This is a genomic window from Streptomyces sp. NPDC054932 (assembly GCF_053610205.1).
The window spans coordinates 1-12,211 of record NZ_JBSGXU010000226.1; the positions used below are offsets into that span (position 1 = coordinate 1).

Sequence of the window (12,211 nt, forward strand, 5' to 3'; positions counted from 1 at the left end):
GTGCTCGTCACGGTGGGTGCCTGGGCGTGGGGCCACCTGTCATCGGCCCGTCGCGTGGGGGACGACTGGCCGGGCGCCCCGGTGCGGGCCGGTGCTGGAGGCCGCGAGCGAGGGCACGCTGCCGCTCCTGGGACTGCTGCTGGCCCGGCGGGACGGGGCGCCCTGCGGCGCCGTGGCGTCCCGGGCCTGGCCGGCCTGGCCCTGGCGGCCGCCGGGACCGTGGCCGCCTTCGCGATCAGCGAGGCGCTGAAACTCCTCGTCGACGAGGAGCGGCCCTGCCGGGCCGTGGCGGGGGCGCCCTCCGTCGCACCGTGCCCCGCGGCGGCCGCCAGGGCCGGGCGGGATCGTCGACGTCCGTCAGTTCGCTCGGCGTGCGCATCCGCGCAGCGCCACTTCGTCGCCCGTCCCCCACGTCCCGGTCGGCGGGCCGGAGCCGGGTCCCCGACCGCGTACGCTCGGCGGATGGCGAAATACTTCGACGTTCACCCCGAGAATCCCCAGCGGCGCACCATCGACAGCGTGGTCGACATGATCCGCGGCGGGAAGCTCGTCGCATACCCGACGGACTCCTGCTTCGCGCTGGGCTGCCAGCTCGGCAACCGCGACGGCATCAGCCGGATCAGGTCGATCCGGCACCTGGACGATCGTCACCACTTCACCCTGGTGTGCCAGAACTTCGCGCAGCTGGGTCAGTTCGTACAGATCGACAATGACGTGTTCCGCGCCATCAAGGCGGCGACCCCCGGCAGCTACACCTTCATCCTTCCCGCCACCTCGGAGGTGCCGCGCCAGCTGCTGCACCCGAAGAAGAAGACGGTCGGCGTCCGGATCCCCGACCACGTCGTCACTCAGGCCCTGCTCGCCGAGCTCGGCGAGCCGCTGCTCTCCAGCACCCTGCTGCTGCCCGACGAGGCCGAGCCGATGACGCAGGGCTGGGAGATCAAGGAGCGGCTCGACCACGAGGTGGACGCCGTGCTCGACTCCGGTGACTGCGGCACCGAGCCGACCACCGTCATCGACTTCTCCGGTGGTGACGTCGAGATCGTCCGCCGGGGCGCGGGTGACACCTCGCGCTTCGAGTAGGCGCGCGGGGTTGAGGCCGCCGCCCCGGTCATCCCGCGGGCGAGGGGCGTACGTCCGCGTAGAGGCCCAGGTACCGGTACGTGCCTGATTCGACGCGGAAGAGGTGGGCGGTGCGGCCCCGGGTCAGCACGTGGGTGTTGGAGTCGAAGGACAGCGGCTTGGCCAGGCCCTCGTGGGCCGTCCGGAAGATCCGAGGGGGCAGGCCCGCCCGGCCCCGCCCCTCCTCGCCCAGGCCGGCCAGGGCCGCGGCCAGCAGGCCCACGGCGTCGTACGCCTCGGTGGCCCACCGGGCGGGCGGCTCCCCGTAGGCGGCACGGTGGGCGGCGACGAACCCGGCGGCGGCGGGCACGGCCTGGGGGTCGGTGAAGTACGTGCTGAACAGCCAGCCCTCCGCGGCCGGACCGGCGGCCGTGAGGAAGGCCGGTTCCATGACGTGCTGGAGGCCCATCCGCGGGCCCTGGAACCCGGCGTCGGCCAGGGCGCGGGCCAGCCCGGCTGCTCGCTGCGGTGAGGTGCCGGCGAAGACGACGGCCTCGACCCCCGCCCCGGTCATCGCGCGTGCGGCGCCCGCGAAGTCGGAGCTTCCCGCCGGGATCCGGTGGGTGCTGACCGTGCCCGTCGAGGGCGGGGACTGCTGCAGGGTGCGCACGAGCGGCCAGGTGGGTTCGCCGGCCTCGACGTCCTCCACCAGGCCCGTGCGGCGGACGGGCCGTACGCGGCTGAGGTAGTCGATCACCGGGAGGACGAACTGGTCACCGGCCGGGCGGGTGGCGCACACCGTGCGCCACGTCGGCCGGGACAGGGCGGTCTCGGGGCTGTCCACCGACACCAGCAGCAGGGCGAGATCGGCCGTGTCGCACGCTGCGACCAGCTCGGGCACGGCCGCGTCCCAGGTGGGGCCGACGAGGGCGACCACCGCGGGGTCGGCGGCCAGTTCCTTGGCCACCTGCGCGGCGCGCGCGGCGTCCCCGCCGTCGTCGGCTACGCGCAAGGCGAGTCGGAACGCGGCGTCCGACCGGCTGTTGTGCCGCTCCACGGCCAGTTTCATGCCGCGCTCGTGTGCCTGGCCGGTCTCCTTCCCCGGCCCGGTCAGGTCGGCCTGCAGGGCGAGGGTGAGGGTGGTGGGTTCACGGGGCTCCGTCGTCGTGCTGCGGGACCGCTCGCGGGTGGTGAACCAGGCGACCGGTGCGCCGACGGCGGCCAGGCCCGCGCCGGCCGCGAGCAGGCGCCTGCGCGTGAGGCCGCGTACGGGCGCCTGCGGCGCATCGATGCGGGTCGGCTCGGGGGCGGGCAGGTCCAGGGCTCTGGTGGAGCGTTCGGCGATGAGACGGGACAGCGGGGGCGGCAGCCAGTCCTCGGCGGGCACACCGGACGGGTCGTCCCCGGAGAGGTCGTCGCCCACCGGGGCGCCCCCGGACGGGCCCTCGCCGGACGGGCCGTTGCCGAGCACGGCGCGCAGCCCCGCGGGCGTGGGCCGGGCCGCCGGGTCCTTCGCCAGGCAGGCCAGCACCGGGTCCAGCAACTCCTGCGGCAGTCCGTCGAGTTCGGGCTCGTCGTGCACCGTACGGTAGACCACCGCGGCCGCGTGCCCACCGCCGAACGGCCCGTGCCCGGTCGCCGCGTACGCCAGCACGCAGCCGAGCGAGAACACATCGCTCGCGGCGCCCGCCGCGGCGCCGTCCGTCCGGGCCTGTTCCGGGGCCAGGTATCCCGGGGTGCCGAGCACGGCGTCCACGGCGGTCAGCGTGGCCGCGCCTGCGGCCCGTGCGATCCCGAAGTCGATCAGGCGGGGCCCGTCCGGAGCGAGGAGGATGTTGCCCGGTTTGACGTCGCGGTGGACCAGTCCGGCCGCGTGCACCTGTTCCAGTGCCTCGGCGAGCCGCACGCCCAGGGTCCGAACCGCCCGGGCGGGCAGCGGACCGTACCCTCCCACGGCCTCGGCCAGCGAGGGTCCGGGGACGAAGGGGGTGGCCAGCCAGGGCTCGCGCGCCTGCGGGTCCGCGGCCACCACCGGGACCACCCAGCGCCCGGTCAGCTGGCCGGCGGCCTCCACCTCGCGCCGGAAGCGGGCCCGGAAGTCCGGGTTCGCGGCGTGGTCGGCGCGGATGACCTTGACCGCGACCAGGATCCCGGCGGCGGAACGGGCCAGGTACACGGTGCCCATGCCGCCCGAGCCGAGGCGTCCCAGCAGCCGGTTGCCGCCGATCGCGGCCGGATCGGCAGGGGTGAGGGGGCGCATCCGGGGCTATCCGGCAGAGGACTGGGTGGCCGGGCCCACGTAGCGCAGGCGGCCGCCCTCCACCTGGTGCGCGAAGTAGACGTTGCCCTTGAACTGTCGCCTGTCGTCGAAGGTGTACTCCTTGGTCAGGCCGCGGAAGGTGCCCTGGGTGAGTGCGGTCAGGAGCCCGGCACGGGTCGGGCGCGCTCCGCCCGCCGCGGTGGTGACCAGCCGGTCGATGATCAGGCGCGTGGCATCGTATGCCTCCGCGGTCCAGATGTCGGGGGCGGATCCGTACGCCGCCCGGTGCGCGCGGGTCATCTCCGCGACCTCGGGGGCCTCCGGGCCGGTGTACGGCGTGAAGAACTGCCAGCCCTCGGCGGCCGGGCCGGCCGCGGAGAGGAACTCGGGGCCGGCGATGGTGTAGTCGGCCGCCCGGGCACCCTTGAATCCGGCGGCGGCCAGCAGGGCGGCGACCTTGGCGCCGCCGGCCGGGGTGCCGGAGTAGAAGAGGCCGTCGACTCCGTGCGCGAGCAGGTCGCTGACCACCGGGGCCAGGTCCTGGACTCCGCGCGGGACGACACGCCCGTAGTAAGTGGCTTCGGGCGCGAAGTAGTTGATGGTACGGCCGATCAGCAGGGCGGCCTGCCAGGTGTCCGTGTCGCCGCCGCGGTCGTTGAGGATGCCCATCCGCCGGACGCCCTGCTTTCCGGCGAGTTGCAGGTTGACAGCGGCGGCCTGGGCCGAGGAGATCGGGCAGCTCTGGAAGAAGCTGCGCCGGTCGGTGATGCTGAACGTGGTCGCCAGCGCGGACACCGTCACCAGGGGTACGGAGCTCTCGCCGTAGAGTTCGAGGCAGGGGATCACGGAGTCGTTGCCGGTGGGGCCGATCACCGCGAACAGGTCGCGGTCGGCGATGAGTCCGGTGGCGGCGGCCGCCGAGCGGTCGGCCCTCCCGGCGTCGTCGGCGGTGGCTACGGAGAGCGTGAACGGCTTGTCCTTGCGGGAGTTGAAGGCGTCGACGGCGAGGCGCACTCCGCGTTCCTGGGCCTGTCCGGCGGCCTTCTGTGGGCCGGAGAGGTCGGCGTGCACACCGATCACCCACTTCCGCGGGGCGTCGGCGGCCGGAGTGCCGGGCTTGTCCCGGTCGCGCAGCGCCAGCCAGGAGGCCAGGCCGCCGCCGACCGCGAGCACGGCCCCGCCGGAGGCGAGGGCGAGGAACCGTCTGCGGGAGGGCGCGGCCGTGCCGGGCGTGGGGGCGGCGTCCGGGTCCGCGACGGTCTCGTCGATGCCCGGCAGGGCGAGCAGCGCGGCGGCCCGCTCGGCGATGGTGGCGACGACCGGGTCGGGCAGCCAGTCGGTGCCCTCCCCCGGGGTGTCCTCGGTCAGGGCCGCGTCCAGCTCGCGGGCGGTGGGGCGGATGTCGGGGTGTTTGGCGATGCAGGTCCGCAGCAGCTCGGCGAGTTCTGGGTCGGCGAGGATCTGCGGGCCGAGGTCGGGCTCGTCGTGGACCGTGCGGTACAGCACCGCGTCCACGGTGCCCGCGCCGAAGGGCAGCCGGCCGGTGGCGGCGTACGCGAGGAGGCAGCCGAGCGAGAAGACGTCGCCGGCCGGTTCGGCGGGGCGTCCCTCGGCCTGTTCGGGCGGGAGGAACCCGGGGGTGCCGAGTACGGCGTCGGCGGAGGTCAGGGCCGTGTGCTCGCCGCCGCGGGCGATCCCGAAGTCGATGAGGCGGGGCCGGTCCATGCCGAGGAGGACGTTCCCGGGCTTGACGTCGCGGTGCACGAGGCCCTGGTCGTGCATCACCCCGAGGGCCTTGGCCATGGCCTTGCCGAGGATCCGTACGGCGCGCAGCGGGAGCGGGCCGTGGGTCCCGACGGCCTCGGCGAGGGAGGGTCCGGCGACGAAGGAGGTGGCGAGCCAGGGTTCGGGGGCGTCCGGGTCGGCGCCGGTGATCCGGACGGCCCACGGGCTGTCCACCTCGGCAGCGATCTCCGCCTCGCGGCGGAAGCGGGCCCGGAAGTCGGCTTCGTCGGCGTACTCCGCGCGGATCACCTTGACGGCGGCGAGCGCGCCGTCCTCGGTGCGGCCGAGGTAGACGACGCCCATGCCGCCGGCGCCGAGGCGTCCGAGGAGCCGGTGGCCGCCGATCCGGGAGGGGTCCGAGGGGTGGAGCGGCTCCATCAGCCCGCCGCCTTTCCGAGCTCCTGCTTGGCGTGCAGCATCATCCGGCTGGTGCCCTGCACCACGTAGGCGTTCACGGCCTCCGGGGTGATGCCGGCCGCGCCCCGGGCGGAGATCGCCACGGTGACGGGGCCGAATTGGCCCTGGGACCAGGTGTAGGGGTACGGTCCGCCGTCCTGAGCGCTGACGTACTCACCGGTTTCGGTGAAGGCGTCCTCGGTCCAGGTGTTCAGCTGCTCGCCGAGGTAGAGGGAGCCGCCCCACAGGTTCTTGAGCTCCTCGCCCTCGCGCAGCTTCTGGCCCGGACACCTCAGCACCTCTTCCATGGCGCGGGCGGTCTCCCAGCCGGATTCCTCGCGGTTGTGGTGGACGGTGACCGTGGCGTTGATCCGTATCCGGCCGTGGCCGTCCTTGGCCGGGACGTGGAAGTGGCGGGTGCTCGTGGCGAGCACGTCGGCCGGCAGGCCCTCGGTCTGCCAGACGCAGCCCTCGTCGAGCACGGGCCAGCGGGTGGGATCGCCCTCGAACGGGGTGCTGCGCACGACCTCGGGCCCGAGGGCCTGCTCGGCGACGATGATCCGGCGGAGCAGGTCGCGGGCCTCGGCGGCCGTCTTCGGCTGCTTGGACTCGTCCAGTTGCGCCACCAGGTCGGAGCCCGGGCTGCCGGACGCGGCGGCCGGCGCACTCGAGCCGGTGCCGCCCGGGCCCGGACTGCCGGTATCCGACGGTGTGCCCGACACGGCCGGGGTGCGGCCCGCCGCACCGTCCTTCGGCGTGTCTTCGCCCGCGCACCCGGCGATGAGGAACAGTCCCACCACCGCGCAGCCGCAGGCGCGCAGGCCGGCGTTCCCTCTGTTGCGTCTCACCAGTCCCCCCACGGCACGGATCGTACCCCGCCGTGGACTGGTGTAACTGGCTTACGGAAAAGGTGCGTTGACGCCCGTCATCGAGCCGAAGGAGAACCGCCCGCCCGGTGACTCACTGCAGGCGGTCCAGGGTCCAGGCGGATTCGTGGCGGGTGAAGCCGATGTGCGGGTAGTAGTCGACGGCGGCCGGCGCGGCGAGCAGCACGAGCTTGGCCTCGGGCGCCGCTTCCCTCGTGACGCGGACGAGGTCGCGGCCCACGCCCTTGCCCTGGTACGCGCCGTCCACGGCGAGATCGCCGACGTAGGTGGAGTACGCGCCGTCGGTGATCGAACGGGCGATGCCGATGAGGCGGCCGTCATCGGTCCGGGCGACGACGACGAGGTTGGCTCCGGCCAGCATGCGCGCGAATCGCTCCACATCGGCGACGGGGCGGCGCTCGGCGAGGGTGGACGCACGATAGAGGGCGAGGACCTCCTCGACGTCCAGGTCGGCGCCGACGACACGCTCACACTTCCACATACTGGTGCAACTCCCCGCGCAGCTCTTCGAGTCGGAGGCTCGGACTCCGGCGACCCCCATGGGAACCATCCTGGCATGTAATAGCCCTGACCGGATAGCGATTATTACATGCACGGAGAGGGGAAAGACAAACCGGTCCACCGGTATGTACTGCGCCCCGGACGGGCATGCTGCAGGAGCGTGCATTCAAGGGGAAGGGGCGATCGTGCTCAATCAGGTTCTCACTTGGCTCCGACGACTCACCGGACGGTCCACCGGCCCTGCCGACGGTTCGCCCACCCCGACCAGCGTCCGGGCCCCGGTCTTCACCGCGGACTTCCAGTCGACCACCCAGTGGGTCGCCGGCCGGTCCTGGGCGTATCCGAACGGCGGCCCCACCAACACCGGTGACAACAAACTCGACTACCTCGTGGCCGACCCCTCCTACAGCCGCACCGGCACGTTCCGGGCCACCCGCCGCCCGGACGGCAAGTGGAACGCGGGGCTGCTGACCACCGAGGGCAGCGCCGAGGGGTTCATGGTCCGGGCCGGTGACGTACTGGAGTCCCGGGTGCGGCTGCCCGTCGAGATCGGGGCCTGGCCGGCGATCTGGACCTGGCGGGACGGCGGCAACGAGATCGACGTCTTCGAGTACCACCCCGACAACGCCGACCTGCTCGAACTCTCCAACCACGTCAAGGGCGGCTCGCGCTACCACCGGGACTCCTCCATCACCCCCGGTGGCTGGGTGGACCTCAAGGTCGAGTTCGGGACGCGTTCGGTCGTGTGGTGGGTCAACGGCGCCCGGGTCTTCGCCGACCGCCGGGGGGTCGGGCGCACCTGGCGGGCGTACCTCATCGTCAACCTGTCCGTGTGCGCCGGCCGATACCACCCGGCGCCCGACCCGGCCGTGTCGCAGATGTCCTACGAGGTGGCGTACCTACGCGTCCACCGACCCTAGGGAGGCGCAGGCCTGGTGCCCCCAGCGGCTGCCGTTCTTGGTGATCATGTCACCGGCGGCGTAGGGCTTGCCACAGGCGCAGCTGCCGGGGAACTTCGCCTTGATGGCCCGGGATCCACCGCCCGTCGTGGTGGATCCTGCCGTACGCTTCCTCGGCGCGGCGGCCTTGCGGCGCGCGGGCGAGGCCGAGGCCGGAGCCGGAGCCGGTACCGGCATGTCCGGGTTTCCGAGGGCCGTACCGGCGGCCTCCTGCGTGACCGCGGCGTCGCTGGCGGCCTGGTCGGCGATCGCGTTCAGGTGGTCGCCGTCCTCGCGGTGCGCCGGAACGTACTGGAAGGTCACGTCACGATCCGCCAGCAGCCCGTCGATCCGTTCGACGAGTTCGCGGTTGGCGACCGGCTGGCCGGAGGAGGTCTTCCATCCGTTGCGCTTCCAGCCGGGGAGCCACTGCGTCACGGCCTTCATCGCGTACTGCGAGTCCATCCGCACCTCGACGGGCGTCCCCGGGTCCACGGCCTCCAGCAGCCGCTGCAGGGCGGTCAGTTCCCCGATGTTGTTGGTGGCCCGCCCCAGCGGGCCGGCCTCCCAGCGCTCGGGGCGGCCCTGCGCGTCGGCGATGACCCAACCCCAGCCGGCCGGCCCGGGATTCCCTTTGGCCGCTCCGTCACAGGCGGCGATGATGCGATCAGACATCCCCCGATCATGCCTCATCCCCCGGGGCCCACCGCACGGATCAGGAGCCCGGCCCGTCGGCGGCGAGCAACTCGCACTTCTCGAAGTTCATGCACCCGCAGGCCAGGCAGTCGGCGACGGCATCGCGCAGGATCTGCGTCTGCCGGATGAAGCGGTCCAGTTCGGGCAGCTTGCTCTCGGCGAGTGCGCGCCACTGCCGGGTGGCCCCGCGGTCGGCATCGGTGTCCAGCAGGCCGCGGATCTCGGCCAGAGTGAATCCGGCCCGCTGAGCCATCTTGATCAGCGCGATCCGGCGCACGGTGCCGACCGGGTAGACGCGCCGGCCCGCGGCCCGTTCGGCCGACGGCAACAGGCCGACGCTCTCGTAGTAGCGCAGGGCCGACGGTCTCATCCCGACCTGCCGGGCCAGCTCACCGATACCGAGCTTTCGCACCTGCTCACTCCCCCTTGACTTCAAGTGCGCTTGAACCACGAGTCTGACCCGGTGACTCCCGCACAGACAACTCGTCTCCTTCCTCAGGCCTACCGGCCGCTGTTCGCCCATGCCGACTTCCGGCGGCTGCTGCCGGCACTGGCGGCCTCCGATCTCGGTGACGGGATGAGCGTGGTCGCGGTGGCCTGGCTGGCCATCGAGATCGCGCCCCCGGGGCAGTCCGGGATGCTCCTGGGGGCCGCGCTCGCCGCGTACGCGCTGCCGGGGGCCGCCGGGGCCCTGCTCTTCGGGCGGTGGCTGCGCCGGCTTCCCGCCGCCCGGCTGCTGGCGGCCGACAGCCGGATCCGCGCGGTGCTGCTCGGCTGCGTTCCCCTGGCCTGGGCGGCGGGCGTACTGCACCCGGTGCTGTACGTGGCCCTGCTGGCGGGCTCGTCGCTCCTGCACGCCTGGGGGAACGCGGGGAAGTTCTCGCTGCTCGCCCGGATCCTTCCCCCCGACCAGCGGCTGGCCGCCAACGCGCTGGTCAGTTCCAGCACCTCGGCCTCCATCGTCATCGGCCCCGCCCTCGCCGGGTTCCTGGCGGTGGTGATCAGTCCCGCCTGGCTCATCGGCCTCGACGCGCTGTCCTTCGCCGTGCTCGCCGTCCAGGTCGGGCGGCTGCGGGGCACGGCGGCGGCCGGGAAGGAGGAGGAAGAGAAGAAGGACGGGCAGGAGGCTTCTGCCCTGCCGGCCGACGCCGACCGGTCGGCCGCCGGCCTGCACCTGCTGCGCAAGCAGCCCGAGCTCCTCGGCGTCCTCGCCCTGACCTGGTTCTTCAACTTCCTGTACGGGCCGGCGGAGGTCGCGCTCCCGTTGCACGTCACCGATGACCTGCACGCCGGGGCGGGCCTGCTCGGGCTGTACTGGGCCCTGTTCGGAGCGGGCGCGGTGCTCGGCGGCCTGGCCGCCGGAGCCCTGCAGCGGTTCCCGCTCTGGCCGGTCACCCTGGGGATCGTCGCGGGGTGGGGGCTGGCTCTCGTACCCTTCGGCCTCGGCGCGTCCGCGCCCGTCACTTTGGCGTGTTTCACCCTCGGCGGCCTGATCTACGGACCGTTCACGGCCCTGTCCTACACCCTCTTCCAGGAACGCACCCCGGCCGCCTGGCTGACCACGGTCCTCGCCGCCCGCAGCGCCGCCCTCCTCACCGCGGGGCCGGTGGGCACCGCACTCGGCGGCCCGCTGATCGCACTCCTCGGGCCCCGGCAGGTACTGGCCGCGTCGGGGATCGCGACCGTCGTACTCGCCGTCGCCGGGGCCGGGGTCTGGGGATGGAGCGTGCGCCGGAACGGGGGCCGGAACGGGGGCCGGGACCGGGCGGTTTCCCCGATCCCGTAGTGACCGTCCCGATGAGCACGGCCGTGTCAGGAGTCTTTTGCCCAGGTAACAGCTGATCTGATCTCGTCGGCGAGCGACCGGGCCGCCGTATCGGCCGCGCCACCCACCAGGCGGGTTCGGGTGAGGCTGAAGGCCAGGCCGTGGGCGCGGTCGGCGAAGGCGATGCTGCCGCCGCTGCCGTGGTGACCGAAGGCCGTGCGTGCGCCGCCCATCTGGGGCAGGCCGACGAAGTAGCCGAGCCCCTTGGCGTACCGGCCGAGGAGCATCAGGTCCTTGCCCTCGACGGCCACCTCCGCGGCCAGGGCCACCCGTTCCGGGGACATCAGGCGCACGCCGTCGACCCCGCCCGACAGCGCGGCGTACAGACGGGCGGCGGCCCGTGCCGTCGTGGTGCCGCACGCGGGCAGATCGGCCAGCAGGTACGCGCGGCGGTTGGCGAGTTCGGCGACTGTCCACACGGTGCGGTTCGGGACGACGTACCGACGGAAGGGCGCGGAGGCGGGAAGGGTCTCCAGCCAGGCCGCCCAGTTGCCCTCCACGAGCGGAGCCGTACGGTCGAGTTCGCTCTCGGGCAGGCCGAAGCAGAGCTCGTCGGCCACTCCGAGCGGCTCGCTCACGTACGTCCGCAGCGCCTCGGCCGGGGTCAGGCCGGTGATCCGGCGCACTGTCTCGCCGAGGATCCAGCCGAAGGTCCAGCCGTGGTAGCCGCTGGCGGAGCCCGGCTCCCACAAGGGTTTCTGGCCTGCGACGATCGCACACATGGTGTCCCAGTCGCACAGCTCGTCCGGCGTGAGGTCGGAAGGGAGCTGCGGTACGCCGACGGCGTGCGTGAGGGCGTGCCGTACGGTGGCCCGCTCCTTGCCGTGCGCCCCGAACTCGGGCCAGTAGTGCGCGATGGGCGTGTCGTAGTCGATCAGCCCGCGCTCGGCGAGCACGTGCACCAGGGTCGCGGTGAAGCCCTTGCCGGTCGAGAAGCTGTGGATCAGCGTGTCGGAACGCAGCGGGCGGCCGCCGGGCCGGTCGACCCAGCCCGCGTGCGCGTCGACGATCGGCTCGCCGTCCAGGTAGGCGGCCACCTGCAGGCCGCTCTCCCGGCCGGAATCGACCAGCTCCCGGAGCATCCGGCCGACCCGCGCCTGCGCATCCGCGCTCACCCTGCGATCCACCCGGGCATCATGGCACCGCCCGGTGCCGGGCGAACGGATCAGGGCCGTGCGGCGTCGCCGCACGGCCCTGATCTTTTCCGCGGCCTCTTCGACGAAGGGGCAGGGAAACGGTTCTCCGGAGCCCGGCGGTCAGGCCTGACCGGGCGTCGTCCGGGAATTAGGCGGGGGTGATGTTCTCCGCCTGCGGGCCCTTCTGGCCCTGCGTGATGTCGAAGGTCACGGCCTGACCCTCCTGGAGCTCACGGTAGCCGGACGCGTTGATCGCCGAGTAGTGGGCGAAGACGTCCGGGCCGCCACCGTCCTGGGCGATGAAGCCGAAGCCCTTCTCCGAGTTGAACCACTTCACAGTTCCCGTAGCCATGTTCATGCCTTCCCGTTGACGTACGTCTTCCACACGGCGTGGAAGACGGAGGTGATCGCCCTGGTCCTACGGCACAACACAGCAAAACTGCCCACACCAAAGGGCACGGGCAAGGCACTTGGAACCACGACAGCTACCCGTGAAGGTACACGCCTGCACGCACTGTCACCAGGGGGAATGATCTCGCCTTGGAGGCGAGATTCAGCCCTTTCGCCCACACTCCGGGCACCGGAGCCGGTAAATGCGTCGAGGAGCGCCCCGGGGATGCCGTACTGTGAGGTCTACCGACGCGGGGTGGAGCAGCTCGGTAGCTCGCTGGGCTCATAACCCAGAGGTCGCAGGTTCAAATCCTGTCCCCGCTACTGCTCGGAAG

The 12,211-nt window shown here is 72.9% G+C and carries 11 protein-coding genes and 1 tRNA gene; 4 read left to right on the top strand and 8 right to left on the bottom strand.

Going from position 1 to position 12,211, the window contains the following annotated elements:
- The first annotated feature begins 462 nt into the window (after positions 1 to 462).
- Complete coding sequence (locus ACWGE1_RS36100; RefSeq protein ID WP_453424695.1) at positions 463 to 1,083, top strand: L-threonylcarbamoyladenylate synthase; 621 nt, start codon at positions 463 to 465, stop codon at positions 1,081 to 1,083.
- 28 nt (positions 1,084 to 1,111) lie between these two features.
- On the opposite strand, the gene ACWGE1_RS36105 is transcribed toward ACWGE1_RS36100, so the two are convergent.
- The 4 genes from ACWGE1_RS36105 to ACWGE1_RS36120 form a co-directional block, all read right to left on the bottom strand.
- Positions 1,112 to 3,322, bottom strand: a complete 2,211-nt coding sequence (locus ACWGE1_RS36105) for a bifunctional serine/threonine-protein kinase/ABC transporter substrate-binding protein (protein ID WP_453424696.1) — start codon at positions 3,320 to 3,322, stop codon at positions 1,112 to 1,114.
- 6 nt (positions 3,323 to 3,328) lie between these two features.
- Positions 3,329 to 5,485, bottom strand: coding sequence for a bifunctional serine/threonine-protein kinase/ABC transporter substrate-binding protein (locus ACWGE1_RS36110; protein WP_453424697.1), 2,157 nt, complete (start codon positions 5,483 to 5,485; stop codon positions 3,329 to 3,331).
- Positions 5,485 to 6,351 (bottom strand): hypothetical protein, encoded by an 867-nt coding sequence (locus ACWGE1_RS36115; protein WP_453424698.1) that lies wholly within the window; start codon positions 6,349 to 6,351, stop codon positions 5,485 to 5,487. Before ACWGE1_RS36115 ends, ACWGE1_RS36110 begins: the two co-directional genes overlap by 1 nt.
- A gap of 112 nt (positions 6,352 to 6,463) precedes the next feature.
- Positions 6,464 to 6,871, bottom strand: coding sequence for a GNAT family N-acetyltransferase (locus tag ACWGE1_RS36120; RefSeq protein ID WP_453424699.1), 408 nt, complete (start codon positions 6,869 to 6,871; stop codon positions 6,464 to 6,466).
- A 205-nt stretch (positions 6,872 to 7,076) separates the two neighbouring features.
- Here ACWGE1_RS36120 and ACWGE1_RS36125 point away from each other — a divergent pair, with 205 nt between their 5' ends.
- Entirely contained in the window at positions 7,077 to 7,811 is a 735-nt protein-coding gene (locus tag ACWGE1_RS36125) for a beta-glucanase (RefSeq protein WP_453424700.1), read from the top strand.
- On the opposite strand, the gene ACWGE1_RS36130 is transcribed toward ACWGE1_RS36125, so the two are convergent.
- Complete coding sequence (locus ACWGE1_RS36130; protein WP_453424701.1) at positions 7,791 to 8,504, bottom strand: ribonuclease H family protein; 714 nt, start codon at positions 8,502 to 8,504, stop codon at positions 7,791 to 7,793. The genes ACWGE1_RS36125 and ACWGE1_RS36130 overlap by 21 nt on opposite strands.
- 40 nt (positions 8,505 to 8,544) lie before the next feature.
- Complete coding sequence (locus ACWGE1_RS36135; RefSeq protein ID WP_453424702.1) at positions 8,545 to 8,937, bottom strand: MerR family transcriptional regulator; 393 nt, start codon at positions 8,935 to 8,937, stop codon at positions 8,545 to 8,547.
- Positions 8,938 to 8,988: 51 nt separating this feature from the next.
- On the opposite strand from ACWGE1_RS36135, the gene ACWGE1_RS36140 reads away from it, so the two are divergent.
- Entirely contained in the window at positions 8,989 to 10,311 is a 1,323-nt protein-coding gene (locus tag ACWGE1_RS36140) for an MFS transporter (RefSeq protein WP_453424703.1), read from the top strand.
- A gap of 26 nt (positions 10,312 to 10,337) precedes the next feature.
- On the opposite strand, the gene ACWGE1_RS36145 is transcribed toward ACWGE1_RS36140, so the two are convergent.
- Together ACWGE1_RS36145 and ACWGE1_RS36150 are read right to left on the bottom strand one after the other, a co-directional pair.
- Positions 10,338 to 11,477 (bottom strand): serine hydrolase domain-containing protein, encoded by a 1,140-nt coding sequence (locus tag ACWGE1_RS36145; protein ID WP_453424704.1) that lies wholly within the window; start codon positions 11,475 to 11,477, stop codon positions 10,338 to 10,340.
- A 157-nt stretch (positions 11,478 to 11,634) separates the two neighbouring features.
- A complete protein-coding gene (locus tag ACWGE1_RS36150) occupies positions 11,635 to 11,838 on the bottom strand; it encodes a cold-shock protein (protein WP_030384970.1) in 204 nt (67 codons plus the stop codon).
- Between the two features lie 288 nt (positions 11,839 to 12,126).
- On the opposite strand from ACWGE1_RS36150, the gene ACWGE1_RS36155 reads away from it, so the two are divergent.
- Positions 12,127 to 12,200, top strand: a tRNA-Met gene (locus tag ACWGE1_RS36155).
- The last annotated feature ends 11 nt before the right edge of the window (positions 12,201 to 12,211 follow it).